22 protein-coding genes and 4 pseudogenes are annotated in these 25,447 nt (G+C 69.8%); 15 read left to right on the forward strand and 11 right to left on the reverse strand.

What is annotated here, in order from left to right; translation table 11 throughout:
• The first annotated feature begins 34 nt into the window (after positions 1 to 34).
• From ACIQ1J_RS22005 to ACIQ1J_RS22030, 6 genes are all read left to right on the forward strand, one after another.
• Positions 35 to 823 (forward strand): TauD/TfdA family dioxygenase, encoded by a 789-nt coding sequence (locus ACIQ1J_RS22005; protein WP_403558945.1) that lies wholly within the window; start codon positions 35 to 37, stop codon positions 821 to 823.
• Between the two features lie 20 nt (positions 824 to 843).
• Positions 844 to 1,281 carry an aspartate 1-decarboxylase gene (panD, locus tag ACIQ1J_RS22010; RefSeq protein ID WP_403559677.1) on the forward strand — a complete coding sequence of 146 codons (438 nt, stop codon included), beginning with the start codon at positions 844 to 846 and terminating at the stop codon, positions 1,279 to 1,281.
• Positions 1,278 to 2,633 (forward strand): DUF6002 family protein, encoded by a 1,356-nt coding sequence (locus ACIQ1J_RS22015; RefSeq protein WP_403558948.1) that lies wholly within the window; start codon positions 1,278 to 1,280, stop codon positions 2,631 to 2,633. Before panD ends, ACIQ1J_RS22015 begins: the two co-directional genes overlap by 4 nt.
• Before the next feature lie 74 nt (positions 2,634 to 2,707).
• Positions 2,708 to 3,928: a hypothetical protein gene (locus tag ACIQ1J_RS22020; protein ID WP_403558951.1), complete on the forward strand. Its 1,221-nt coding sequence runs from the start codon at positions 2,708 to 2,710 to the stop codon at positions 3,926 to 3,928.
• Complete coding sequence (locus ACIQ1J_RS22025) at positions 3,925 to 5,037, forward strand: hypothetical protein (protein WP_403558953.1); 1,113 nt, start codon at positions 3,925 to 3,927, stop codon at positions 5,035 to 5,037. Before ACIQ1J_RS22020 ends, ACIQ1J_RS22025 begins: the two co-directional genes overlap by 4 nt.
• Positions 5,034 to 5,867: a methyltransferase domain-containing protein gene (locus ACIQ1J_RS22030; protein ID WP_403558956.1), complete on the forward strand. Its 834-nt coding sequence runs from the start codon at positions 5,034 to 5,036 to the stop codon at positions 5,865 to 5,867. Before ACIQ1J_RS22025 ends, ACIQ1J_RS22030 begins: the two co-directional genes overlap by 4 nt.
• A 537-nt stretch (positions 5,868 to 6,404) precedes the next feature.
• On the opposite strand, the gene ACIQ1J_RS22035 is transcribed toward ACIQ1J_RS22030, so the two are convergent.
• The 4 genes and pseudogenes from ACIQ1J_RS22035 to ACIQ1J_RS22050 all read right to left on the reverse strand — a co-directional run bounded on the left by ACIQ1J_RS22035 (position 6,405) and on the right by ACIQ1J_RS22050 (position 12,142).
• Positions 6,405 to 6,866 (reverse strand): hypothetical protein, encoded by a 462-nt coding sequence (locus ACIQ1J_RS22035; RefSeq protein ID WP_403558959.1) that lies wholly within the window; start codon positions 6,864 to 6,866, stop codon positions 6,405 to 6,407.
• A gap of 7 nt (positions 6,867 to 6,873) precedes the next feature.
• A complete protein-coding gene (locus ACIQ1J_RS22040; protein ID WP_403558961.1) occupies positions 6,874 to 7,062 on the reverse strand; it encodes a hypothetical protein in 189 nt (62 codons plus the stop codon).
• A 239-nt stretch (positions 7,063 to 7,301) separates the two neighbouring features.
• The gene (locus tag ACIQ1J_RS22045; RefSeq protein ID WP_403558964.1) at positions 7,302 to 9,983 is read right to left on the reverse strand and encodes a SpoIIE family protein phosphatase; all 2,682 of its coding nucleotides are present in this window, start codon (positions 9,981 to 9,983) and stop codon (positions 7,302 to 7,304) included.
• 1,111 nt (positions 9,984 to 11,094) lie between these two features.
• Positions 11,095 to 12,142 (reverse strand): annotated as a pseudogene (locus tag ACIQ1J_RS22050) (alpha/beta fold hydrolase).
• 82 nt (positions 12,143 to 12,224) lie between these two features.
• On the opposite strand from ACIQ1J_RS22050, the gene ACIQ1J_RS22055 reads away from it, so the two are divergent.
• On the forward strand, positions 12,225 to 12,800 hold the full coding sequence (locus tag ACIQ1J_RS22055) for a CGNR zinc finger domain-containing protein (RefSeq protein ID WP_403558967.1): 576 nt from the start codon (positions 12,225 to 12,227) through the stop codon (positions 12,798 to 12,800).
• A 69-nt stretch (positions 12,801 to 12,869) separates the two neighbouring features.
• On the opposite strand, the gene ACIQ1J_RS22060 is transcribed toward ACIQ1J_RS22055, so the two are convergent.
• Positions 12,870 to 15,653 (reverse strand): SpoIIE family protein phosphatase, encoded by a 2,784-nt coding sequence (locus ACIQ1J_RS22060; protein ID WP_403558970.1) that lies wholly within the window; start codon positions 15,651 to 15,653, stop codon positions 12,870 to 12,872.
• Positions 15,654 to 16,281: 628 nt separating this feature from the next.
• Here ACIQ1J_RS22060 and ACIQ1J_RS22065 point away from each other — a divergent pair.
• Both ACIQ1J_RS22065 and ACIQ1J_RS22070 read left to right on the forward strand, forming a co-directional pair.
• Entirely contained in the window at positions 16,282 to 16,773 is a 492-nt protein-coding gene (locus ACIQ1J_RS22065) for a MarR family winged helix-turn-helix transcriptional regulator (RefSeq protein WP_210961897.1), read from the forward strand.
• Between the two features lie 12 nt (positions 16,774 to 16,785).
• Entirely contained in the window at positions 16,786 to 17,244 is a 459-nt protein-coding gene (locus tag ACIQ1J_RS22070) for a MarR family transcriptional regulator (RefSeq protein ID WP_403558973.1), read from the forward strand.
• Between the two features lie 599 nt (positions 17,245 to 17,843).
• Here the strand turns inward: ACIQ1J_RS22070 and ACIQ1J_RS22075 are convergent.
• Together ACIQ1J_RS22075 and ACIQ1J_RS22080 are read right to left on the reverse strand one after the other, a co-directional pair.
• A complete protein-coding gene (locus ACIQ1J_RS22075) occupies positions 17,844 to 18,344 on the reverse strand; it encodes a DUF6328 family protein (protein WP_403558975.1) in 501 nt (166 codons plus the stop codon).
• Positions 18,345 to 18,577: 233 nt separating this feature from the next.
• Positions 18,578 to 18,976, reverse strand: coding sequence for a hypothetical protein (locus ACIQ1J_RS22080; RefSeq protein WP_403558978.1), 399 nt, complete (start codon positions 18,974 to 18,976; stop codon positions 18,578 to 18,580).
• Positions 18,977 to 19,227: 251 nt separating this feature from the next.
• Between ACIQ1J_RS22080 and ACIQ1J_RS22085 the strand changes: the two genes are divergently transcribed.
• Together ACIQ1J_RS22085 and ACIQ1J_RS22090 are read left to right on the forward strand one after the other, a co-directional pair.
• Positions 19,228 to 19,785: a dihydrofolate reductase family protein gene (locus ACIQ1J_RS22085; protein ID WP_403558981.1), complete on the forward strand. Its 558-nt coding sequence runs from the start codon at positions 19,228 to 19,230 to the stop codon at positions 19,783 to 19,785.
• A 248-nt stretch (positions 19,786 to 20,033) separates the two neighbouring features.
• Positions 20,034 to 20,111: pseudogene (locus ACIQ1J_RS22090) on the forward strand (IS5/IS1182 family transposase); the annotation flags it as partial.
• Positions 20,112 to 20,146: 35 nt separating this feature from the next.
• On the opposite strand, the pseudogene ACIQ1J_RS22095 reads toward ACIQ1J_RS22090, so the two are convergent.
• Positions 20,147 to 20,268: pseudogene (locus ACIQ1J_RS22095) on the reverse strand (IS5/IS1182 family transposase); the annotation flags it as partial.
• A gap of 73 nt (positions 20,269 to 20,341) precedes the next feature.
• On the reverse strand, positions 20,342 to 20,860 hold the full coding sequence (locus ACIQ1J_RS22100; RefSeq protein ID WP_403558984.1) for an Imm49 family immunity protein: 519 nt from the start codon (positions 20,858 to 20,860) through the stop codon (positions 20,342 to 20,344).
• A 47-nt stretch (positions 20,861 to 20,907) separates the two neighbouring features.
• On the opposite strand from ACIQ1J_RS22100, the gene ACIQ1J_RS22105 reads away from it, so the two are divergent.
• From ACIQ1J_RS22105 to ACIQ1J_RS22120, 4 genes are all read left to right on the forward strand, one after another.
• On the forward strand, positions 20,908 to 21,423 hold the full coding sequence (locus ACIQ1J_RS22105; protein ID WP_403558987.1) for a DUF2617 family protein: 516 nt from the start codon (positions 20,908 to 20,910) through the stop codon (positions 21,421 to 21,423).
• Entirely contained in the window at positions 21,420 to 21,824 is a 405-nt protein-coding gene (locus ACIQ1J_RS22110) for a DUF4247 domain-containing protein (protein ID WP_403558989.1), read from the forward strand. Before ACIQ1J_RS22105 ends, ACIQ1J_RS22110 begins: the two co-directional genes overlap by 4 nt.
• A gap of 64 nt (positions 21,825 to 21,888) precedes the next feature.
• Entirely contained in the window at positions 21,889 to 22,326 is a 438-nt protein-coding gene (locus ACIQ1J_RS22115) for a DUF350 domain-containing protein (RefSeq protein ID WP_210961905.1), read from the forward strand.
• Positions 22,327 to 22,336: 10 nt separating this feature from the next.
• The gene (locus ACIQ1J_RS22120; protein ID WP_403558993.1) at positions 22,337 to 23,938 is read left to right on the forward strand and encodes a polyamine aminopropyltransferase; all 1,602 of its coding nucleotides are present in this window, start codon (positions 22,337 to 22,339) and stop codon (positions 23,936 to 23,938) included.
• Positions 23,939 to 24,117: 179 nt separating this feature from the next.
• On the opposite strand, the pseudogene ACIQ1J_RS22125 reads toward ACIQ1J_RS22120, so the two are convergent.
• Together ACIQ1J_RS22125 and ACIQ1J_RS22130 are read right to left on the reverse strand one after the other, a co-directional pair.
• Positions 24,118 to 24,683, reverse strand: a pseudogene (locus ACIQ1J_RS22125) (alpha/beta hydrolase); the annotation flags it as partial.
• 37 nt (positions 24,684 to 24,720) lie between these two features.
• Complete coding sequence (locus ACIQ1J_RS22130; protein WP_403558996.1) at positions 24,721 to 25,293, reverse strand: dihydrofolate reductase family protein; 573 nt, start codon at positions 25,291 to 25,293, stop codon at positions 24,721 to 24,723.
• Positions 25,294 to 25,447 lie beyond the last annotated feature (154 nt).

Here is a 25,447-nt window from a genome sequence, read left to right on the forward strand (position 1 = left end):
TCATGGAGTTCCAACGCGTGAAAGCAACTCTCAAGTGGCGTCAGCGCCTTCAACGCCGCAGGACCTACGCCCTGGAGCAGCCTTGTCGCATTCCCCACTGAGCATACTTTCCCAGGTCGACTTCAACGGAAATCCGTTGAGCGACGAGCTGTTGGCGAAAACCTTCCACCAGTTGATGGACGAGCACGGATACGTCCTCATGTGCAATGTCCTGGACTCCTTCGACCAGGTCAGGTTCTGCCGGGAACTCGGCACCTTCGTGCCCAACTACACGGGCGCCGTTGTCGGCGACGTCCGCCCGGAGCCTGGCATGGACGACGTCTACCACGCGGGCAACACCCGCCCCCTGACCCCGCACACCGAGGGGTATGACTTCGCCGTCCTACCGCCCCGTTACATCGCCCTGTGGTGCGTCACTCCGGCCTCCGGGGCCGGCGGCGAAACCACGCTGTGCGACACCCGGCCCTGGGTCCAGGCCCTGCCGGACGAGGAGCGCAAGCGGCTGCTGGACCACACCCACGACTGGAAGACCACCGAAGGCGTCCAACGCCTCGGACTCGACCTCAAGACCCGGCACCCGATCCTGGAGGAGCACGAAAAGGGACTCATCGTCCGTTTCAGCTGCAACAACCTCCTCCGGGAGGACGACGACCCCGCGGCGGACCTTCAGGAGCGCTGGAAGCGGGCCTTCGAGGCCGAGCACATCGCCGTCACCTATCAGCGCAACGACATGCTGGTCTGGGACAACTGGCGGTTGCTGCACGCCCGCAACGCGTTCACCGACCGCAGCCGGCATCTGCGGCGCATCCAGGTAGCGGCTTGACCTTCCAGAAGGAGAAACCCGTGCACCGCACCATGCTCCACGGTAAGATCCACCGCGCCACCGTCACCCAGGCCGACCTTCACTATGTCGGTTCCCTCACGCTGGACCGCGACCTCATGGACGCGGCCGGCCTGTTACCCGGTGAGCAGGTCGACATCGTCGACATCGACAACGGCAACCGGCTCACCACGTACGTGATCGAGGGCGCCCGCGGCAGCGGAGTGGTGGGAATCAACGGCGCCGCCGCCCGTCTGATCTCCGTCGGCGACCTCGTGATCATCATCGCCTACGCCACCGTCAGCGACGAGGAGGCGAGGACGCTGAGGCCCGACGTCGTCTTCGTCGACCGACACAACCGCCCACAGGACATCGGCACCGACCCCGCTCACGTGCCCGCCGGGGCGGACGCCGCGCAGTTGGTCCGGGGCGACCAACTGCTCGAAGGAGCTGCCTCGTGACCTCGGCCCCGCCCCTCACCACCGGCCAGGTCGAACTTCCCGCGGCCTTGGCCCACTACGACACGGAACTGCGCCGGGTGCTCCACGAAACCGCGGGAGAGGAACACCAGGACTCCGCGGCCTTCGTACCGCGCTGGGAACTGCCGCACCCCAGCCCGGCGCTGGACGCCTTCTTCGCCCCCAGCACGATCAGCGCCCACCCACTGACCGAACACCATGGCCGCCGCGTGGCCCTGCTGCACCTGATGCACAACCCTCGCACCCGCACTACCAAGACATACGCCTCCCTGGTGATCGTCGCGCGCGCAGTCGCGCACATCGAGCGCACGGGTGAACGGGTTGTCATCCTCACCCCGTCCAGCGCCAACAAGGCGACTGCGCTCAGAGACGCCGTGCTACGCGCCCACGAGTGCGGCCTGGCCACCCCACAGGCTCTGGGCATCGCCTGTGTGGTTCCCTCCTCCTCACGCGCCAAGCTGTGGCGCTCCGCCCTGTCCGACGACCCGGACCTGCGCCGGACCAACCCGCTGACCGTGCTGGATACGGCCGAACCGGGCAAGGTCAAGGAGCTTGCCCGCACCGTCACCGACACGCTGTCCCCCGCCCTGCACCGGGAGCACGGTGTGCGGCTGTGGCACTCGCTGGAACTGCTCAACTACGCCGTCGCCGACACCGCGCGCGCCCTGTTCGAGCGCGACCGGCTGCCCGCCGTGCCGCGGTTGCACGCCCACGCCGTGTCCAGCGCCTTCGGACTGTTGGGGCACTTCCACGGGCAACGGCACATCACCGGCAAGCAGTGGCCGGACACCTCGGCCGGCTACTTCCTGGTCCAGCACCTGGGCACCCCGGACATGGTGTCCAGCCTCTACCACGACCGCTTCGACTACCGGCCGAGCTGGGCGGAGCGCGACGGGTGGCTCGTGCAGGACCACGACCCTCACTTCCCCCGGGTCGCCTACGCGCCCGACGAACAACTCGACGCGACGTTCTACACCCGGCAGCCGGCGACCTCACCACGCATGAACGAGATCATCCGCCGCCAGGGCGGGGGCGGCATCGTGGTCTCCCTGGCGGAGTGCCTCGACCGCTATCCGGCAGTGCGCTCCCTGCTCGCGTCCACCGGTGTCCAGCTTCCCGCCGACCCGCGTCACCTGCGCGAGTGGTCCCTGGTGATGGCACTGACCGGAGTACTCAACGCCATCGACCGCGATCTGGTGGACACCGACGACATCCTCGTCCACGGTTCCGGTTCCTACGCCGCCGTCGACTACGAGGCGGTTCCCGAGGAGCATCTACGGCCGGTCGCGGACGCCGGAGAACTGGCCCTCGCCGTACGTGAAGCGGTCAGCTGACCGCAACGGCGCGGGGCCGCGCCCGGTCCGCGCCCCGCGCCACCCCAGCCCTCCCGCCACAACAGGGAGCCCCTTTGCTGCTCTCACCCCGCTCGTTCGAACCGGCCGCGCCGGTCCGTCCGGCTGCCCCGCACCCGGCGGCCGATCTCGTTCCCGCACTGCCCGCGCGCCTGCGCTACACCTGGAACAACAGTCGGCACCCGGCTTGGCGGACCACCCGGCGCCTCATCGACGACGCGCCGACGCGGGTGCAGGCCGTCGTCTCCCGGGAGCGGCGCGGTCTCTTGGACATCGCCTACGTGGGGCTCCCCGCCGGCCGCACCAACATCCTCCAGCTGCTGGAGCACCAGCGGAGCAGGCTCGGCATGGACACCGGCGGCCGGGAACAAGCCCTCGTGGCGTGGCGCGATCTCGCCCGCGGCGCTCTGCCCCCGGCCGACCTGGTCGTCATCGGTGCCGAATCGGGTCGACTGGCCCAGTTGCCCGCAGGACGCGGCATCACCGCACCCTTCCGCATCCATCTCACGGTCGACGTACCGGCAGACCTCGACGGTCTGGAACGGCAGATCTCCAAGCGCGAACGCTGGCAGTTCCGCCGTGACCACGCACGACACGACTGGGCGTGGACGGAGGACACCACTCCTGACGCCCTCGAGTTCTTCTACCTGCGCATGCATCTGCCGACCATGGCGACCCGGCACGGCGACCGAAGCCGCACCGAGGCATGGCAAGTTGCCCGGCACGCCATCCTGCCCAACGGCAGTCTCTTCTTCATGACCGACGCGGGTCACCGCGTGGCGGGCGTCCTGTGCCACTGGTCGGCCGACGGCACCACGCTCACCACCCGCCTCCTGGGCGTCCTGGACGGCGACGAGCAGCTCTACCGCGACGGTACCTTCAAAGCGGTGTACCACCACCTGCTGCGCTGGGCACAGGCGCAAGGCGTCCCCCGCGTCGACTTCTACGGCACGGAGGCGTTCATCAGCAAGGGCATCTTCCAGTGGAAACGCCGCCTCGGCCCACGCGTCGAACTCCCACCGAATCACTTCTCCACCAAACGCATCCGCCTGTACGCGCGCCGCGACACCCCCGCCCTGCGCGACTTCCTCGTGGCGAACCCGCTGCTCTCCCACCGGCCGGACGGCTCACTCGTACCGGTCTACTTCACCGACGACCAACGCCCGCCCCGACTCGACCTCAGCGCCCGCTGTCCCAGTCTGCCGGTCCCGCACACCGTCCCGGTCAACTCGCTGTTCGACGGCACTGTCCCGACGCCGGTACCGGTGGCGCCATGACCAGCGGCCCGACCCGTGCGTGGGCCGTACTGGGAACCGGGGCATTCGCCCAGGGACTGCTGCGCGGCCTGGCCCATGGCCCGGAGCGCGTCACCACCGTCCACGTCATCGGCCGCACGCACCAGCGCGCCGACAGCGTGGCCGCGCTCGCGACCGGACACGGAACACTGGCCGGCACGCACGTGAGGTTCGTCCCCCACGACGCCGGCCGCTCCCCCGCCGACCGGCTACGCCCCCTCCTGCAGGCCCTACGACCGGCGTTGCTGATCGTCTGCGCCTCACCACAGTCGCCGAGCGAGGCACGCACCCAGGACTCCGACTGGTCCCGGCTGCTGCGCCGGGCGGGCTTCGGCGCCACACTGCCGCTCCAGGCCGCACTGGTCCGCGACTCCGTACTGGCCTGCATGGACGCCTCACCCAGCACGCGGGTGGTCAACGCCTGCTTCCCCGACCTCGTCAACCCCGCGCTGCACGCCGAGGGCCTGCCCGTGCTGTGCGGCCTGGGCAACGTCGCCACCCTCGCCACCGCGACCCGCGCCCGGCTCGGCGTGCGTGACGACTGCCGCCTGTCGCTGCTGGCACACCACGCGCACCTGAGCGCCCCGGACGACCCGCGTGACGAGGCCACCGGATGGCTGGACGGCGTCCCGCTCATCGAACTGCCGGAGGTACTCGACGAGGTCCGTGCCATGCCCCGCGACTTCCTCAACGAACTCGGCGCCCAGAGCGCCGTGCCGGCGCTGCACGCCCTCACCGACCCCACCGCCTCCTACACGGGTCACCTGCCGGCGCCACAGGGGCTGCCGGGCGGCTACCCGGTCCGCATCGCCGGCACCGTCCTCTCACTGCGACTGCCTCCAGGGTTCTCCCGCACCGAGGCGGTCGCCTTCCACCGCGAGCGTGAGCATCTCGACGGCGTGCGGCTCGGCGAGGACGGCTGGCTGCGCTTCACCTCCGGCACGCACGCCGCCCTATGCGCCTACGGAGCCGACCTGCCCACCGCCTTCCGCCCCGCCGACCTGCCTGACCTGAGCCGACATCTCCTCGGACTCCGGGAGCGGCTGCGGCAGACCTCCGCGTCCCCGCCCGACCAGAAGGAAAGCCCATGACCACCACCCCCTCCACCCCGCCCCCCTACCTCCTCGGAGCCGAGGACGAGGAGCGCCGACGCCTGATCTTCCAAGGGGAGCTACTGAAGGACGACACACACGCCCTACTCGACCGGCTGCCGCTGGGCCAGGGCGGCCGAGCCCTCGACGTCGGCTGTGGACCGCTCGGCATCATGGACGCGCTGTCGGAACGAGTCGGCGAAGCAGGCCAGGTCACGGGAGTTGACGCCGAACCCCGCATGATCGAGATGGCCCGCCGCACCATCGACGAACACCACTTGTCCAACGTCTCGCTGACCAACGCGGACGCAGCGGACACCGGTCTGCCGCAGTCCTCCTTCGACCTGGTCCACACCCGCCTGGTCCTCATGAACGTCCCCCACACCGACCAGGTCCTCGACGAAATGGTGGCCCTGACCAAGCCCGGCGGCACCGTGGCCGTGCAGGACGTCGACTGGCTGACCCGGATCTGCGAACCGCCCCATCCCTCCTGGGACCGCCTCGTCACGGCGATCGCAGAACTCTGGCGCCGCAACGGCATGGACGTGATGCTGGGCCGCCGACTGCCCGGCATGCTGCGCCGACGAGGACTCCAGGACGTTCAGGTCCGGGCATCGACGCACGTCTTCCAGCACACCGACCCGTACCAAACCCTGCTCGTCGACCGAGCCAAGCTTTGCCGATCGGCCCTGATCGAGCACGACCTCATCACCGACGCCGAACTGGACGATCACATCGAAGCGCTCTCCCGGCACCTCGACGATCCTGACACCCTGGTCGTACACGCCACACTCTTCCAAGCATGGGGAACACGGCCCGCCAACGCATGACGCCGGCCACACAGCCGGGCGGCCGGCATCCGAGCAGAGCCCGTGCTGATGCGGCTCAGCCTGTCCGATTCCAGCGAGGACGGCAGAAGCCGGGTGGGGGCGAGTGTTGCGCAGATCGGAACAATTCGGGGCATAATGCCCGTTCGGCCCCGGCTCCCTCACCTCCGGCACCGCCGGCACCACCGTCGACGTCCACACAAGTCCCGTGCAGTGGACGGGACGTCGGTCACTGACCTTCGCGTCGCGCTTCGTTGACGCGACGCACGCCATCGGCCGGCTTCGGCCGACCGCAACGCTGCTGCGGGGAAGCCGAGTAGACGGTAGGTCCCCGACTCCCTTACCGACGTTCGACCCGTTGGGGGACTTCGACAGCACACCGTCCTGACCAGGTGTCCAGGCCTTCGCCATGGCCCACAGTCTCTCCTCCCCCGGCGATGACGAGTAGACCGATCGTGGCTACCGCGCCGCTCGCGAGCCTCCAGCCGGCTGTCACCGGGCGGTGCCGGCCGGCGGCGGTGCCGCGTGCCGGAGGCCGCTTCACGCGCGCCTCCTCCCGACCAGCCACGCCACGCCTCCTGCGGCGAGGCCGGCGACGACGGCGATGCCGAGGTGGTACGAAGGGAACTTGACCGCCCCGCTGCGGAGGTGCGTACTGGCCTGCATCACCACTACGAAGAGATAGGCCGTTGTGGCGGACAGACCCCAGGAGAAGGCGGCCACCGAGCCTCTTGTCCGAGGACCTTTGATCGAAAGTAGCGCGGCGGCGGAACCGGCGGCTTCGATCCCGAACACCATTAGATACAGGCCACATGCGGCTCCCGGAGAGTGAGATCCGTCGGCTGTCCCGTCCAGCGTGAAACGGGTGGCGATCTCGTCCGCGAAGGAGCCCCTGAAGAGCAGAAAGGCCCCGCCGGTGACGGCAGCTCCTACGGCGTAGGGGGCCACTGTCGACGCCGTACGGCGCCCGAGTCCGGTGCGGGTCGCTTCCCTGGTCGCCATGTGCCTCTCATCCCTGCTGAGTGATCCGAGTACGGAATGACCGCCGCGCGGTTGTCCGGCCGCCCCTCGCGGCGAGGAAGCCGTCGGGGGCGAGACCGGCGCCGAGGCCGAGGGCAGCCATCGTGGCGAGGTGGGCGTCGCGCAGACGCCGGTGCCAGCCGTCCGGGTAACTGCCCTTCTCGTACGGGACGTACACCCCGGTCGGGCGCACCTCGTGGCCGAGCTGCTGGGCGTAGCCCTCCCGGCACGCAGCCGTACGAGCTGATGCGGGGGATCGGCAACGCCTGCATCGGACGGCGCCCCGGGGCTGATGCCACCTGCCTGGGACGCGGAACCGGATCAGCGCGGTCCACAGCTCCTACCTGCGGCGCCCAGCGGATGTCACGAGCGCCGAGCGGGGCGGTAGTAGATGCGGCGTACCGCACCCGTGCCGCCTCAGCCGGAGGCGGCGGGCGGCACCGGTCGGACGGCGAGAACGGCGATGTCGTCGTCGTTGTCGGCGCCGAGTCCGATGAGCAGCTCGTCGCAGAACACGTCGAGGGGTTCACGGGCCAGCTCGGAGGCGCGCCGGCGAAGACGCTCCATCGCGGCGTCCAGGGACTCGCCGCGCCGTTCGATGAGTCCGTCGGTGTACAGCAGCAGGGTCGAGTGAGGCGGGATCTCGTCCGTCGCGCTGGGACGCGGCACGTCGGAGTCCATGCCGAGCAGCAACCCCGAGCCCGCGTCCAGGTAGCGGGTCCGGCCGTCCGGGGCGGTCAGCAGCGGCGGCAGGTGCCCGGCGGAGGAGTGCACCAGCTCCCAGGGGCCGTCCGTACCTCCGCGGACGAGACCGTAGATGCACGTGGCGGTGGCCTCCCGGTGGAGCGTTTGGTTGGCCAGGTCCAGGCGGCGCAGGACTGCTTCCGGGGGCTCCTGGCGGTCGACGGCGATACCGCGCAGCATGCTGCGCAGCTGGCTCATGGCGACGGCTGCGTCGAGGTCGTGCCCGGTGACGTCGCCGATGACCAGCGCCGTTTCGCCGTTGGGGACGACGAAGCAGTCGTACCAGTCCCCACCGACCTGGGCGGTCGTTGAGGATGCGGCGTAGCGGGCGGCCATCTGGAGGTGCTCGATGTTCGGCAGTACGGGCAGCAGCGAGCGCTGGAGCCGCTCGGCGATGTTGCGGGTCTCCTGGTACAGACGGGCGTTGTCCACGCCCAGGGCGAGCCCGCGGCACAGTTCGTCGACCAGGGGCAGGTCCTCTTCCGTGAACGGCTGCCGCCCGTCGCCGCGAGCCACGGTCAGGGCTCCGATCACCTGACGCCGCGCCCGCAGCGGGGCGACGATGGCACTGCGGGCGCGCAGATGTCCCAGCAGATCGAGGTAGTGCGCGTCCAGGGGGCTGGCCGACTGGCCCGGTGGCGGTGCTCCGGTGAGCAGCAAGGGCCCGGCTCCGCGCAGTACACGCGCCAAGGGGCCGCGGGCGGCATCGGTCACGGGCGGGAGCAGGCCCTCGTGTCGCTCGGGACCGAAGTCCTGAAAGGTGCGGTGGACGACGCAGATCCGTTCCGCCTGGGCGTCCTCTGTGAACAGGTCCACGGCACACCAGTCGGCCAGCCGTTCGGTCATGACCCTGCCCGCACCCCGCAGACCTTCCTCAGTACCGGGGGTGTTGCTCATCGCGGCGCTGGTGGCGACCAGCAGAGAGAGGCGTTCCAGGGCCGACGGGCCGACGTGGTCCGGGCCGTTCCCCGGGGCACCCGCCGCCGCACCGTCGGGGGCGCCGTCCGGAACGGCCTCACCTCCCGGCAGGTCCGAGGGCGCGCTGCGCGGATCCACCGCGGCCGACCGGCTGCGGCCGGGAGGCGACTTGGCCGAAGCAGGGGGCGCGGAGGCCCTGGGAGTGAGCTGCGCCACGAAGACGGTGTGGCCGTCGGTCGTCTCCTGGGTCTGGATGAACAGCCGGACGGGCACCACCCCGCCGTCGCGGTGCAGCGCCGGGAGCGGAACCGAGCGGCCCAGGATTCGGGGCTGCCCGCTGAGCAGCAGGGAGGTGAACGCCGTGAGATGGCGTTTGCGCAGGTGTTCCGGGATGAGCGCGGTGAGTGGCTGTCCCACGAGGTCGTCCGGCTGCCAGCCGAGCATGTCCGCCGCTGGACCGTTCGCCGCGATGATGCGGTTGCGCTCGTCGGCGGCAATGGTCGGGACCCTGCTGGACCGCACCTGCGCGGCGTCCCACGGCACCAGCTCCACGGGGCTGGCGCCGGGCTCGCGCGGCACCATGGTCCAGGCGGTGGCGGGGCCGCCGGCGAGCTGGCCGACGATTTGGTCGAACAGCCACTGCTGGAAGACACCGTTGCGGGGAAGTGCCGGCAGGGTGAGGAGATGCTCGTCGCGGGCCGCCTCCTCGGCGAGGCCGAGCACGCGGCGCAGGGTCTCCACCGCCGGCCCGGCGTCCGCCGGCAGCCGCACGGAAAGGGACGGGGCCTTTTGCCCGGCGGGCTCCCGGCGCAGGGCGGCCGTCACCCGCGCGCTGATCACGTTGCTCACGTCCTGGGCGGTGGTGAGGTCTCGTGGCGGCACGCCGAGATCGAAGCCGGCCGCCGCGGCGAGCATCGTCTCGAGCAGCAACGTGTGACGCTGCTGCTGGGACGCGACGTACAGCGCGCCCGGCATGTCGATGAGCGTCACATGCGCACCGGAGTCGGGCGGCTCGGCGGACCCCCAGTCAGTCACCCGCGGAGGCGTTCCGTCGGGTCCCAGTTCGAACCAGACGGTCTTGCTCGTCTCGTCCGCCTCGACACCGCACCGGGACGCCAGTCGGCCGACGATGGCGAGTCCCTGTCCCGTTCCGGTGTACGCGGGACATTCCTGCGGCAGTAGCTTCCGGTCCGGCCGCTGATCCCGCACGCGCACATGTACCGTGCCGTCCTCGACGCGGGCCGACACGTCGATGTCCGTCCGGGCATGCAGCAAGGCGTTCGTCACCAGCTCGCTCACCAGGAGCTCGACCGTGTCCACCAGGACCGGCGCGACGCCGTCGGCAGCGGCCCGCACGAAGCGCCGCGCCTCCGCCACGCTCTGCGGCCGCCGCGGCAACCGTCGCGACGACGCCTCCGCGCCCTTGAGGTCGCCCATGCCCTCAGTCTGCCGCAGGCGCCCGGACCTCGCGGCCGTGCCCGGCAGACGGGTGAGCCCGGCGGCCGGGCGCAGGGCCGGTGGGGCACCCTCGACGCACGCTGTGCGCGGGTGGGCCGAGAGGGGGACGCCACGGCAGACGGAGGCCTCGGCACCCTCAGTCGCTGCGTCGAGCAACGACTCCGGCTGACCGGAGAGCCGCTGCAGGCCGTTGCCGCGCGCGCAGACCAACCGCCGACGAGTACGCAACCCGCTACGCCGCTGTGCGCCACACCCGCGTCAAGAGGCGCGCCGCCTGTGCGGCACTGGCACTCCTGCCGGCCTGCGCCAGCGCGGTGAGCGCGGACCGTGAGGAAGCGAAGGAGGCTGACCTCATCAGGCCCACCCCGAGCCCTGCCGGCCAGGCCAGCCACTTAGCCACTGTCAGTCGTGAACATAGGTCCCGGTTCACGGGTTCGTAGCCGTCGTTCAGGCGCCGAGTTCATCGACGGCGCCCCGGGACGACGTTGTCAGCGCCCGCGGCCCACCTGGCGAGTCGGCAGGTGGACGACCCGTCTGTCACCGAGACTGCGCGGCAACTGGCCGGCGCCGTACTGGCTGGGCCAGTGGGGACCGCCCTTACCTTCTATTCCATGGATGTTGCAGTGCCCAAGCCGGATCCGGGGTGTTCCGCGAGGATGTCGTGCGGGTCGCGCGCAACCGCGAGCCCCGCGTCACGCTGGAACAGATCGCCGCCGACTTCGGGGTCCACCCGATCACACGGTCGAAGTGGCTGCGCCGCGCTCCCACCGTACCGGCGGGTGCTCGTCGCGCTGCGTTCGCCGGCCGTCTCGCCGCGGGGCGACGTGGGCATCTGCGGCCGGTCTGGTCTTCCAGTGCCTGGAGCAACTGGGAGCAGCCGGAGACGTCACGTTGGTGTAGACCGAGCTGCTGGTGGAGCACTGAGCACCCCACCACGATGAGGGTACCGCCTGCGGTCACATGGTGGACATCGGGCTGCAAGGCCAGGGCGACAGGATGTCCTCGGGGTGCCCTCCTCTCCCGTGTAAAGCCGTCGGGCAATGCCTGGAGCCGGATCAGGCACTGATCGAATGCCGGCACCCGGCCGCGTTCACCAATGAGCGTCCAGCACTGCGGCGAGCCCTTCCTGCAGATCCTTGACGTAATACTCGGGGACCTCCAGCGACGGGAAATGCCCACCGTGTTCGGGCGTCTTCCATCGGACGATCTGTCGGTACCGCTGCTGTGCCCAGGGGCGTGGGCACTTCTCGACGTCGCGGGGATACATGGTGATCGCTGCTGGGACGTCGACCCGAAGTTCGGGGTCCAGCGAGTTGTGGCTCTCGTAGTAGATGCGGGCGGCCGATGCCCCGGTCCGTGTCAGCCAGTACAGAGTGACGTCGTCGAGAACGCGGTCTCTGGAGATCGTCTCGAACGGGCTGTCTTCGGTGTCCGACCACTCGGCGAACTTGTCGAGGATCCAGGCGAGAAGCCCGACCGGGGAGTCGACGAGTGAGTAGCCGATGGTCTGTGGTCGGGTCGCCTGCTGCTTCGCGTACGCCGCACGGTGGCGCCAGAACTCGCGGGTCTCCTCAATCCACTTGCGCTCGACCGACGTCAGCCCGTCCGTTGTCAATCCGGGCGGCGCCTCCGCGAACGTGGTGTGGATGCCGAGAACGTGCGCCGGGAACCTGCCGCCGAGAACTGTGGTGATATTGCCTCCCCAGTCACCGCCGTGGGCTGCGAACCTGCTGTAGCCGAGCCTTCCCATCAGTTCCACCCACGCGGCCGCGATCCTTTCGGTGCCCCACCCGGTGGTTGCCGGCTTGTCGCTGTAACCAAAGCCGGGCAGCGACGGCACCACGACGTGGAACGCCGGCGCGTCTGCGTCTTTCGGATCTGCCACTGCGGAACTGGCCGATCCGGTTGAGGCGCTCTTCGAACGACCGCCAGTTGTACCCGTTGCGCCAGTAGTTCACGACATCGACGAGGTCGGCGAGCGGAACGCCCTGTTCCCATCGGCGAGGGCCGGGCGGGGCGCGATAGACCGTCTCGGCCTCCGGTAACCGCGCCGCGGCCAGTCGCGCGCGCAGGTCGTCGAGGTCGGCGTCGGTCGCGTGGGCTTCAAATGTTTGCACGTCGCTGGTCGGGCGGGACATGAGACCTCCTGGCCATCGCAGAACCGGCCAAGACGGTTCTAGCAGTTCTTCGAGACACTCCGCAACCGGCTAAGGTGGTTCCATGCGTGCTGGATTCCCTGACTTCCGCCTCGGCAACGTGCTGGCGACCAGCTTCACTGGGACGCTGTCGGAGCGTCACGGCGATCCAGTGGAGCGCATTCCCGTGCCGCACCGACTCGTCGACTGGCTGGAGGTGAACGGCCTCGCCGTGGACACCTGCACCCCTGCCCAGCTCGACCTCGCCCGGGAACTGAGGGAGTCGATCCACGCCGCCGCGACAGCGGCTGCGGTCCGGGACGCCCTCCCCGCGCCGGCTGTCCAAGTCATCAATGGCCGCAGCGCTCAAGGTCGGGCCGCGACGATCCTCACGCCCGAGGGCAAGCGGCAATGGAGACTCAGCTCGGCTTCCCGCGTGGAAGACGCCCTCAGCGTGATCGCCGCCGACGCGATCAGCATCATCGCAGGCGAACGAGACGGAAGACTGGCCTTGTGCGCCTCACCGACCTGCCGAGCCGCCTTCTTCGACACCAGCCAAAGTCGCACCCGCAAATGGTGCGACATGAACACGTGCGGGAATCGCCAGAAGAAAGCGCGCTTCATTGCCAACCAGCGCAAAAACCTCAGGTCGGCGGAGTGATCGTTACCTTGGTACACAAGTAGGCCCCACGCCTGCGACACATCGGTTCCTTGCCGCCTGGGGGACCGGTCACGGCTCCAACTCGGACAGGTCGTCGAGCCCCGGGAAGAGACGTGGATCGGGAAACGGCGCCTCGGCCGAGGACGGTTGTGTCAGGGACTGTTCCGTCCATACGACCTTGCCGGTCGAGGTGTACCGCGTTCCCCAGCGCTCGGCGAGCTGTGCCACGAGGAACAGCCCGCGTCCGCCCTCGTCGGTCGTGGCCGCCCTGCGCAGATGGGGGGAGGTGCTGCTGCCGTCGGACACCTCGCAGATCAGCGCCCGGTCGTAGAGCAACCGCACGTGGATCGGTTCGGAACCGTGACGGATGGCGTTCGTGAGCAGTTCGCTGAGCATGAGCTCTGTGGTGAACGCCATGTCGTCCAGACCCCATGCGGTCAGTTGACGGCTGCACGCGTTGCGGACGGCGCCGACGGCGGCGGGGTCGCGGGGGACGTCCCAGTCGGCGACGTGGGAACGGTCCAGCAGCCTGGTACGGGCGACGAGGAGTGCGACGTCGTCGCGACGGTGCTCGGACAGCATGCCGTCGAACACGGCCTCGCAGGTCTCCTCCGGAGTGCGCTCGTGTGCCCCGGCGAGTGTGCTGCGCAGCGCTTCCAGGCCCGCGTCGATGTCGCGGTCGCGCCGCTCGACCAGCCCGTCCGTGTAGAGGACGAGCGTGCTCCCCTCGGACAGTTGCAGCTCGGCGGTCTCGAACGGGAGGCCTCCCAGGCCCAGTGGCGGTGCGATGGGCAGGTCGGCCAGCCCCACGGTGCCGTCGGGATGGACCAGCATGGGGGCGAGGTGCCCTGCGCGCGAGATGCTGCACCGGCCGGAAACCGGGTCGTGCACCGCGTAGAGGCAGGTGACGCCGGTGACCGCTTCCCCGCTCGAACCTTCGGGATCCTCCTGGTCGAGGCGGCTGACCAGTTCGTCGAGATGGGTCAGGAGTTCGTCCGGGGGCAGGTCCAGCGTCGAGAAGTTCTGTACGGCGGTGCGCAGCCGTCCCATGGTGGCCGCCGCGTGCAGCCCGTGCCCCACGACGTCACCGACGACGAGCGCGACACGGGCACCGGGCAGGGGGATCACGTCGAACCAGTCGCCACCGACCCGAGCCTGGGCGGGCAGGTAGCGGTAGGCGATGTCAACGGCGCTCTGATGGGGCAGGACGTGCGGCAGGAGGCTCCGCTGAAGGGCTTCCGCCATCGTGTGCTCGCGCGTGAAGCGGCGAGCGTTGTCGATGGCGACGGCGGCTCGGGCGGTCAGCTCCTCGGCGAACGTCAGGTCCTCCTGGTCGAAGGGTGCCGAGCCCTCCGTACGCCAGAAGTGGGCCACGCCCAGAGGGATGCCGCGCGCCTGCAACGGCACCGTGACGAGCGAGTGGATGCCGTACGCGCGGACGGCGTCGGCCCCTTCGGGATCCTGGGCCGACCACGTGTGGAGGGCTGTCAGGTCGGCTTCCAGAACCGCGCGTCCACTGGCCAGCGCCGAGGCAGCGGGCGTGCCCGTGACGTCGAGCGGAACGACGCCTCCGACGGGCCGGAACGGGTGGTCTTCCCGAATGCCGCGCAGGGCGGTGCGCCGCATCTGCCTGGGCGTGCCGGAGGGCTCCTCACCCCTTGCGACGGCGTCCAGCAGGTCCACGGTGACGAAGTCGGCGAACCGCGGAACCGCCACACCCGCCAGCTCTTCGGCCGTCTGGGCAACCTCCAGGGTCGTGCCGACCCGTACCCCCGCCTCATGAAGGATGTTCAGCCGCTCACGGGCCACCTCCGCCGTGCCCGCCAGTGCTCGCAGCTCCGTGCTGTCCCGGAGGGTCGCCACGTGACCGGAGGGTCCGCCGGACGGGGTGGTGCGCCTGGTGTTGACGGCCACCAGCCGGCCCCCGGCAAGGTGTACCTGGTCCGTGACGGGGCGATCGGAGCAGAGTAGTTCGACCGTGGCGGATTCCAGGCCCAGCTCCGTGATGTGCTGACCGTCGGAGTCCTTCGGCAACTGCAGCAGCCGCCGCGCCTCGTCGTTGGCCAGAACCAGACGACCGTCGCGGCTCGTGATGAGTACCCCCTCGCGGACGGCGTGCAGCACCGCGTCGTGGTGCTCGTACATCCGAGTCATCTCACTGGGCCCGATGCCGCGTGTCTGACGTCGCAGGCGTCGGCTGACCAGCGCGGCGCTGCCGACGGCGAGAAGCAGCGCGACACCGGCCGAGGTCATGATCACCGGGATCTGGTTCTGCAGCGACTGTCCGACTGTTCGGAGGCTCACCCCTGCCCCGACGAGCCCCAGGACCGCGCCGTCACCATTGGTGACCGGGACCACCGCTCGTGCCGCATCCGTCGGATCACCCTCATAGATCTCGGTGAACGGCTCGCCTCCCGCCGCCCGCTCGACGCCCGCCGCCCGCTTGCCGATCAGCTGCGGGTCGGTGTCGGCGTAGCGGGTGCCGTCCTTCGCCATGACGACGATGAAGTCCACCCCTGTGCCCCCGTGGGCCGCGGCCACGTACGGTTGCAACGCCGCTGTCGGATCGTCCGACTCCAGTGCCGCGGCGAGCCCCGGCGAGTGCGCGACGCTCTCCGCGACAGCCCGTGACCTCTCCTGCGCATCCTGTTCGGTGTCGTTGCGTGCTTGCAGGGTGAGACCCGCGACGGCGGCCGCGATGAGGAACACCGCGACCACGATCTGGAGAAACAGCACCTGCCCGGCGACGCTGCGCCCACGCAGCTCCCACCAGCGGCCCGGGCTCCTTCCCTCACCGGTCAGGTCGACCGAGAGCTGACCGGCACGGTTCGATCGAGCGGTACGCCCCTGCATACCCCTTTTCTAGCATCTTCTGATTAAATAGCCCGTTTCGGGTGGTCGTGCGACAGGCGGGCCACACCGGTGGCCCTGCCGCAGCGCCCGCATGCTGGTGGCGTTCCCAATCCGTCCCCATGCCGGATGGTGGATGGTGCGCCTTTGGATCATTGCGGCGACGGCCGGGCAGAGCCGACCGGGCAGCCACCTCGTGGTACAACCGCCATGTTTTCCAGAGGGGCGTAGCTGTCCAGAGGGCGTAGCTGTAACGAAGTGACGCGAGGCGCGGCCGCGCGAGATCCGGGCCCTGAGCAGACCGACGAACGGCGCCCGCCCATCGACCCGGCCTGACGTTGGTCAGCCCTTCGCCGGCCAGCTCCGCGATGCGGTGCGCCGGGAGACCGGCCGCGCGCGCACGGGTCAGCAGCGCTTCACGGCCGTCCCGCGAGAACGGTGCGTTTCCTCATTCCGCGAGGTCGCGGAGATTCTGCGTGCCACGCGCAGCGGGGTGGCACGGCAGATCCCGGAGTCATGGTCGGCGCCTACGAACTCGCGGCGTTCTACTGGGACGTCGCGCCGCCGAGTGGGGTGCACCGAGATCCACTGGATAGTAGCCATGGACATAGTAGCCATGTAACCTATCGGCATGAGTAAGGGTTCACCGGGTCCTACGCCTGGCTTCTTGGTATGGCGGCTCGCCAACAAGTGGCGCGTCGCGGTCGATCGCGCGGTGGCTCCACTGGGCCTCACCCACGCGCAGTACTCACTGGTCGCGTCGCTGCACGGCATGCAGCGCGCCGGCGAGCGGCCCAGCCAGCGCCGGCTCGCCGACCATACCGGCCTGGAGGCGCTGTACGTCTCGAAGCTGGCGCGTGCCCTGGAGTCGGCCGGTCTGATCGAGCGCACCCGCGATCCCAGTGACCCGCGAGCCGTACAGCTCGCTCTCACCGAACAGGGCCAGGCCGTCACTCGGCAGGCCGTCGTGGTGGTCCACGAACTGCTTCAGCAGTTGCTGGAGCCTCTCGGCGGCCTCGACGCCTCGCGGACGCGTGCGTTCACCGACGAGCTGATGACCCTGCTCGACGTACCCCTCGCTCCGTCCGTACCGAACGACGACACAACTAGACGACACAACTAAGGGGAGAACACCATGACCACCACTGCGGCCACCCCCACGGCACCCGCCGCCGACTCCCGCGTCCTCGGCCTGGCCCACTACGCCGCCCGCGGCGTCCTGGAACACGTCCTGGACCGGCACGGTGTCACGTTCCGGCAGCAGATCGTCCTGCGCGCCGCCGTCAGCACCGACGCGCCGCAGACACCGGACGACGTCGTCACCCAGGTCCGGAGCTCCCTCAAGGCCGATCCGGTCGATATCCGCGCCATTCTCGACGAGCTGCTGGCCCGGCAATTGCTCGTTGCGGACGCCTCGTACCTCCGCCCCACGGATGCGGGACGCGAGCTGCTCGCCGCCGTCGGCGCGGAGGTCGCCCCCATCTCCGCCCGCATCTGGTACGGGGTACCCGCCGAGGACCTGGCCGCCGCCGGCCGGGTCCTCGCCCTGGTCACCGAGCGTGCCGACGCGGAGCTAGCGGCGCTGACCGCCTGATCGCGAACGCTTCTGCACCCACGTCACCAGGTACCACGCCGCCGCAGGACCGGCGGGACCCGGCGCCGGAGGAGATCGGCGCGTTCCTGGCGGGTGATGGTCTCGGTCAGAGGCTCCTCGTGGGCGGCTCCGACCGTAGGCCCTCCGGCGTCACCGGTACTCACGGACACAGCCCTCCGGCGGAGAGGGGGCGTTCCCGGTCCTGAGTGACGAGTGGTGTCGGGATCCCGTCGTTGGCACCGGGCCGAGTCCACCCGTTGGCCTTCGTGCTGCTCGCCCTGCTTCCGTACACCCTGGGCAGCCAGTGCGTCGGCCCGGTCCGTAACGGCCCCGGCGCTGCTCGTCGCGGCGTCCGCTCGGTCTGTGGCGAACCGGGCAACGGCCGACGCCAGTGAGTCCCGGGGTGGTCGCGACGTCCTCGCCGCCACTTGGCCGCCTCCGCGTCGATGCCGTTGGCCCGGGTGAGGCGTTTCACCCCCGGGCCCTTCTGGCCGCGCGTCCCACTCAACTGACGGGGGCCGGCTTGTTCTCCTGCCGTTCTTCGAGCGCAACCCTGACCGTGGCGGGTGACGATGCCGCCGCTCCCGCGCGCACGTCCGTCAGGAGGCCTCCTGCTGGGCGGTGCGCCGGGCGGACCGGCGACGCATCCACAGAGGGAGGGCGTACCAGGACAGCGCGAACCAGAGCATCACGCCACCCACGAGAACTTTCGCCATGACGCCGGGCACGATGACGTGGAGGATCAGGAGCAGGGTGCAGCCGATGGTCACGGCCATCAGGAGCATGCCGCCCATCATGAGCCGGTGTGCCACCTCCAGCATCTCGTCCTTCATCCGCTGACCCGACAGGAAGCGGTGGATGGAGACCGGGGCGATGAGACAGGCCGTGGCGGTGGCGCCCGAGACAACGGTGATGACGTAGACGACGTGGTCGAACGTGCCCAGGTCGCGGAAGAGGGGCGTGAACGCGACGCTCAGCAGGAAGCCGAAGAGGATCTGCACTCCCGTCTGGGCGATCCGGGTCTCCTGCATGATCTCGTTCCATCTGCGGTTGACGCGCTCGCGCGGGGTCTCGGGCGCCTCGCCCGGGACAGGCGCCATGTGGTCGCCGCATCCACAGCACCGGTCGGCCGCGGCTTCCGACGACTCGACCGGCTCCGTTGACGTACTCATTTTCTCCCCTCCCGTGGCGAACCGTTCATCTGCCCGCTCGGTTTGTTTGCATGCCGACACCCTCAGCCGCCCGGGTCGGCCGCGCTTGCAGCCGGGCGTGCCCGACCCCGGGGCCGCGCTTGCGCGTGTGGCTGAAGGGGGCACGCAGGGCCGGACGTCGACTACGGCGTCTGTGTCGGCAGCGGGGGTAGGACCAGGGAGATCGGCTCGCCGTCATCGTCGGCCCGGCCGCGCGTTTCCGTCGTACCGGGGTCTCGGGCCGTGTCCGCTGTGGTGGACGAGAAGTGCATCGGTGGCTTCGGCGGCTGCGCGTCGGACGGCGTTGATGAACTCGGATGGCTGTCTGGGGTCGGTGACGACAGCACCCGAACGATCCGGGTGACGTCGGCCGGGTCGTCGGAGTCCCCTGTCACCCGCACGCCGTTGCGCTCGATGGTGACGACCGGCGTCGATGGACGGGTCCGGCGCCAGGCACAGATCGTCAGTGCCGGGCTGGCCGCCGAGAACCCGGGCTGAGTGACCAACGAACGGGGTACCCCGCCATGCCCGGCCCCCTCCACGTGCCCCCGTCCGTCGCGGGTGTGGACTGGCGTTCCACCATAGAGCCGACCGGCCGGCCGGTCCTTGAGACCGTGCGGGGTGCCGTGCCTGTGAGCTGCAGCGCGCAACTGGGCCCGCCGACGCGGTGCGCTTCATCCCGGCTCTGACGGTGGACGAAACCGGGCCGGCCGGCCGATGAGTTCCGGGTCGTGCGGAGGTCACACCTGCAGGGCCGCCGGCAGACTGGCGCGGTCGTACCCGAAGGAGACGCATGGCAAAGCTCATCTACTCGATGATCACCTCACTCGACGGATACGCCGAGGCGGCGGAGGGCGGCCTCGGCACCGGGGCCGACGACCAGGAGGTGCATACCTTCATCAACGACCTCTTCCGCCCCGTCGGCACGTACCTCTACGGCCGACGGATGTACGAGACGATGCTCTACTGGGAGACCGCGCACACCGAGCCCGACCAGCCTTCGCACATCCTGCAGTACGCCCGCGACTGGCAGGCCGCGGAGAAGGTCGTGTACTCCACGACGCTTGAGTCGGTGTCCAGCGCGCAGACCAGGCTCGAGCGGACCTTCGACCCGGACGCGGTGCGCAAGCTCAAGGCCGAGTCTGATCGCGACCTCACCGTCGACGGCCCGAACCTCGCGGCCCAGGCGATCGCGGCCGGCCTCGTGGACGAGTACCACCTGTTCATCACCACGAGCGTGGTCGGCGGCGGCAAGCGGTTCTTCCCCGACGGCGTCCGCCTCGATCTCGAGCTGGTCGAGGAACGTGCCTTCGACAGCGGACTGATCTACGCGCGCTACCGGACGCGCTGAGCCGCACCGGCCCGCGACGCTGTCTGTCGGCGGCCGAGCCGGGGCGGTTCCGTTCCTGTGGCAACGGCTTGTGCCCGGCCGGCCACGATACGGCGTGGTCAGACCGTTCAACGTGCCCCACGCAGCCGCTGTACGGCCCACCGGAAGCTCCCTCGCTCCGGGACGGCGAACCCGACCCGCACCCCGATCACGCCCCCGACGTTCCTCTCCAACCCGGCGAGCAGCTCGATGGAGCGGGCTGTATTCGGGGCACAGGCCTGGCCCTCCCGCACCGCCGCGAACGCGGCGAGAGCGAACTCCCTGACTGGAAAGAGGAGGACAACCGGCGCGCACCTCACGGAGGCGGAGAGGGGCGGCTTCTGTCGACCACGAAATGCCCCTTGTGTCCGTTGATCTCCATCCCCGAGTCGCACCTCGGGGGTCCTTGCCGACTGCCGAGACCGCCTTCACTGACTGCGAGTCAATGATGGTGGCCACGGCCCTGAGTCTCCAAGACCCCGGACAGATCGCGGAGCGAGTCCAGCGCCGTGTCGGCCGATTGTCTTGAGCTTCCCGCTCACGGTCCGCTCACCGTCCGGTCGCTCCCCCACCAGGTGCCCTGCACCGTGCGCGGCCACCGCACCGCGCCGCCGGTTCCGGCCGAATCCCAGGAACCGGGGGCCTCGGCTCTCGACCCGGTGATCAAAGTGTGCGGCAGGTAGCCGGTGGGGACGGCAGGGGCCCGGCCCAGAGTGCGGTACGCCAGCGCGGCGAGGGCGATGGGGGCCAGCGGGAGAAGGCTGCTCGGAAAGGCTGAGGGTCCGTGCAGGGTGGACTCTCTGACCAAGGGGTCGGACAGCGCGGTACCGAAGGCGTGTTGATCCTCGGCGGCCGAAGCGCGCAGCGTGCGCAGCGCCGCGCTGCACGGCCGGTCCAGCAGCGGCTCACCGGTCTCCTCGGCGCGGGCCCGGGCCCGGTTCAGGGACTCGCCGACGGCGGCGAGCCCGGCCTGCGCGCTCGGCGGGTACGCGTCGTGCGGTCGGCGGGCGCGCTTCCACGCGAGCACCCCAGCCGCAAGGCGCCGCTGAGGGCTCATGTGCGATACTCAGCGCCGCTCGTAGCAATATCGGACCGGGGGGCCGCGTGCACGCTCTATCTCTGCTCTCTCTGCAAGCCCCCTACCTGGACACGGCCGCGGACCAGCTCTGTTTCTCACTGGACCTGACCGAACGGCCGGCACTCGCCGAACGAGAGGTGCTGGTGGGGGGAGTGAGCGTACGCATGAGGCTCCTCGGCGCCTCGCACCAGGTCTTCGTCGGGCCCGTGAGGGAGACGGTGGCGTGCCTGCCGGGTGCCGCCCGGGGCCTGCCGGCCAGGCTCACTCGGCAACAAGACGCCTGGGACTACGACTTCAGCGCCACCACGGCGCGCCTGGACCCTCTCGAGTTCAGCGCACAGGTGGTGGACATCCTCGGCCGGGCGGCCGACGCGGAGCACAGTCTGTGCGGAGTCTTTCCAGGTTCGCCGGAGGCCGTGACGGCAGTGGTCGTCGAGGCGCCCGACGAGGTGTGCCGCACCCGGCTGTCCTGGCGGACCTGGCACACCTACCCGCAGGACGGGCAGATCGTATCGACGCACACCACGCTGGAGACTCGATGAACAGTGTCCGATTCGTCCGCGGAGCGGTGGCCGCCGCGCTGGTCACGGTCCTGCTCTCGGCCTGCTCGAGCGACGGGGACGACGGCGTCCCGCGCTCCTGGATCCGCGATGAGTACACCGCTTCCAGCGGGTCCCGATGGCTCGACAAGGACAGTTCTCCGGCCCGGGTCGCCAACGCGATCCACGACCACCGCAAGGCCCTCGACCGGTCCTCCGGTGGCGGCATGCGTTTCCTGCGCTACGGCGACGACATGGTGACCGTCTCACCGCACAAGGGCGGCAGTCTGATCGAGATCGAGGACTACCGCAACGGGTACCGGCGACACCAGCAGCACCTCGTGAACTGGCCCAACCCGAACAGCCAGAGCTACCGGGGTGGCGGCCCCGGCGAAGGCAAGTGACTCCGGCGCTCGAAGTCCGGCACCACCTCCCCACCCTGCAGACGCTCTCCAGAAAGGCACCCCAGTGACCGAGATCTTCGAGTCTGCCGGCCAGGCACTGCTCTATGGAGTCGTGGGCCTCGCCGTGATGGCCGTCGGCTTCGTCGCCCTCGACCTCGTCACACCCGGCAAGCTCTTCCACGTGGTGTGGCGGGACCGCAACCGCGGGGCGGCGGTGCTGCTGGGCAGCCAGTCCGTCGCGGTGGGTCTGGTCATCATGGAGGCCATCCGGGCGAGCGAGTCGGAACGGGGGCTGGGCCAGGGCCTGCTGAGCACGCTCCTCTACGGCCTGGCCGGCGTGCTGGTGATGACGCTGGTCGGCATGGTGATCGGCATGCTCACGCCGGGTCAGATGGGCGCGATCGCGCTGGAGGACGAAGACAACCGCCCGCACCCCGCCGCCTGGGTCCAGGCCGGCATGTACCTGGGCACCGCCTTCATGGTCGGCGCGGCCCTCTCCTAGGACACCACCCATGAGCTCCACCACTCTGGACGACCGCGACACCGCGGCCGCTCCCTCCCGCCCCCCGGAATCACCGCCTCCCCGGGGGGCGCGGTTCCTTCTGCTGCTCTCCGTCTTCCTCTGTGCCGCCTGCGGCCTCGTCTACGAACTGGCGCTGACCGCGCTGGGCAGCTACCTCATCGGCAACTCGGTACTGCAGACCTCCGTGGTCATCTCCGTGATGGTGTTCGCCATGGGCGTGGGCTCACTGGCCGCGAAGCCGCTGCGCCGCCGCGCGGTCGTCGCGTTCGCGGTACTGGAAGGGGTACTGGCACTGATCGGCGGCCTGTCCGTCCTGGTGCTGTACGCCGCTTTCGCCTGGCTGCAGCTGTACATGCCCGCGATGATCGTGGTGTCCCTGGTGGTCGGCCTGCTGATCGGCGCCGAGATACCGCTGCTGATGACCCTCCTGCAGCGGATCCGCCGGCAGGAGGCAAGCAGTGCCGTCGCCGACATGTTCGCCGTCGACTACATCGGTGCCCTGGTCGGCGGTCTGTGCTTCCCGCTGTTGCTGCTGCCGACCTTCGGACAGTTGAAGGGCGCGCTGGTGGTCGGCGTGGTCAACGCGGTCGCCGGCGTCATCGTCGTAATCTTCATCTTCCGCCGCGAGCTCCGGCGCACGGTACGGGCCGGCCTGCTGGCCGGTGTCGTCGCCGTGCTCGCCGTGCTCGGCACGACGTACGTGCTGGCCGATGACCTGGAGGTCACGGCGCGTCAGCACATGTACGCCGATCCCATCGTGCACGCCGAGACCACCCCGTACCAGGACATCGTGATCACCCGGTCCACCGCCTTCACCGGGAGCCCCGACATCCGGCTGTTCCTCAACGGCGATCTCCAGTTCAGCTCCGTCGACGAGTACCGCTACCACGAGTCGCTCGTCCACCCCGCGCTCTCGGGCCGTCGCTCCAACGTGCTGGTCATGGGGGGCGGCGACGGGCTCGCGCTGCGCGAGGTGCTCCGGTACGAGGACGTCCGGCACGTCACCCTGGTCGAGCTGGACCCGGCCATGACCCGCTTGGCGCGGTCCTACGCACCACTGCGCACGCTCAACGGGAGCGCGCTGGACGACCCCCGGGTCGAGGTGGTGAACGCCGACGCCTTCAGCTGGCTGCGCGGTGCCCGGCAGCAGTACGACGCGGTGATCATCGATTTCCCGGATCCGGATTCGGCGTCGTTGGCCAAGCTGTACTCGGTGGAGTTCTACCATCTGCTCGGCCGGGTCCTGGGGCCGGAGGGCAAGGTGATGGTGCAGAGTGGATCACCGTTCTTCGCCCCGAAGACGTACTGGTCGATCGCCAAGACGATCGAGACGGCGGGCTACGCGACGACGAAGTTCCAGGTCGACGTGCCGAGTTTCGGCAACTGGGGGTTCGTGCTCGCCGGCCGGGGCACCGAACCCCCGGCCCTGCGACTCCCCTCGGACGTCCCGGAGTTGCGGTACCTGGACGACGCGGTGCTCAGGGCGGCGACCGTGTTCCCCGTCGACCGCCGCCGCACCGACGTACGGGCCAGCACTCTGATGGACCCCGCCGTGCTCGACTACGTCCTGGACGAGTGGCGCAACTACTGAGTCCTGCTTCACCCGTTGAGGGGGCCGCGAAGGCTGGTCAACGGTCCCCCTCCCGGCGGGCGTGCAGAAGATCGTCGGTCCATTGTGGAGCTCGCGTTGGACGCCGGCCACGATGGCGTCCGCGCCGGGCGTCCTGGCCGCCGCGGACTACCGTCTGCCGGTGGCCCGAAGCCACGGCCTTACTTCAGGTGCCGGCTGAGGAGCCGGGCCGCGGCGTCCCCCGCGTGCTGCGGAACGCCGGTGTGCCCGCCCATGTTGGGGTGCAGCGTCTTCTCCTCGGAGCCGAAAGCGTCGAACAGGTCCAGGACCGACTGCCGGTCGTTCGCTTCGTCGTCCCATTGCAGGAGGACGTGCAGCGGAACGGTGACCTGGCGGGCCTCCTCGAGTATGACGCGAGGCACGCAACTCCCCGCGAGCGGAACAGCGGCCGAGATGCGCGGCTCGACCAGCGCGAGGCGGACGCCGATGGAGATGATTCCTCCCGAGTAGCCGACCGGGCCACCGATCTCCGGCAGCGTCAGAAGGGCGTCCAGGGCGGCCCGCCATTCCGGGACCGACCTTTCGACCAGGGGCGGCATGAGGGCGTCGACGATCTCGTCGCCGACCGGCTCGCCGGCTTCCAGTGTGCGGCGCAGGTCGGCGCGGCCTGCTCGGCGGCGGTCCAACGGGGCCGGTCACCGCTTCCGGGGAGTTCGATGGTGGCCGAGGCGAAACCGTCCGCAGCGGCGTGCCGGGCGCGGGCCGCCGAGTGCCACGACGGCGGGGGGACCGCGGGAGGCTTGTCAGCGGATGACGTCGAAGACGTTCTTCTGCAGCCCGTTGGCGTAGGCCTCGTGCTCAACGAGCTTCAGCTTCTGTGTGTCCTTGTCGGTGCCGCTGAAGAGCCGCTTGCCCGCGCCGAGCAGCAGCGGGAAGACGAGCAGGTGGTAACGGTCGATCAGGTCGGCGTCCGAAAGGGCCCGGTTGAGGGATGCACTGCCGTGGACGATGATGGGGCCGCCCTCGGTCTCCTTCAGCGCGGCGACCTCGTTGAGGCTGCGCAGGATCGTCGTCTCGCCCCAGTTCGTTGCCAGGTCGTCCTCGGTGAGGGTGGTGGAGACGACGTACTTCGGCATCAGCTTGTAGTCGGCGAAGTCCTCCATGTCGGGCCACACCGGGCTGAACGCCTCGTAGCTGGTACGGCCCATCAGGATCGCGGCAGCTTCCTTCTGCTCCCGGCCCTTGATCTCGAAGGCTTCGGGGAGGAACTCGACGTCCTTGAATGTCCATCCGGAGTTCCTGTAACCGGGCTCGCCTCCCGGGCCCTCCACGACGCCGTCGAGCGATATGAAGGCAGTGCTGATCAGGGTGCGCATCTCGGTTCCTCGATGTCTCGTGTCTGGATCTCAGCGGGTGCGGCCGGTGCACGTTTCCACCCTCGGGGCTGCGGTGCACCAATCACGATCCATGACTGTGCATCATGGAGAAACTCATCGGTCGTCGCCAGCCCTATCCGACAGCCTCGGCGCT

Origin of the sequence: Streptomyces sp. NPDC097107 (assembly GCF_044762405.1) — a bacterium.
In the GTDB taxonomy this organism is placed as follows: Bacteria; Actinomycetota; Actinomycetes; order Streptomycetales; family Streptomycetaceae; genus Streptomyces; species Streptomyces thinghirensis.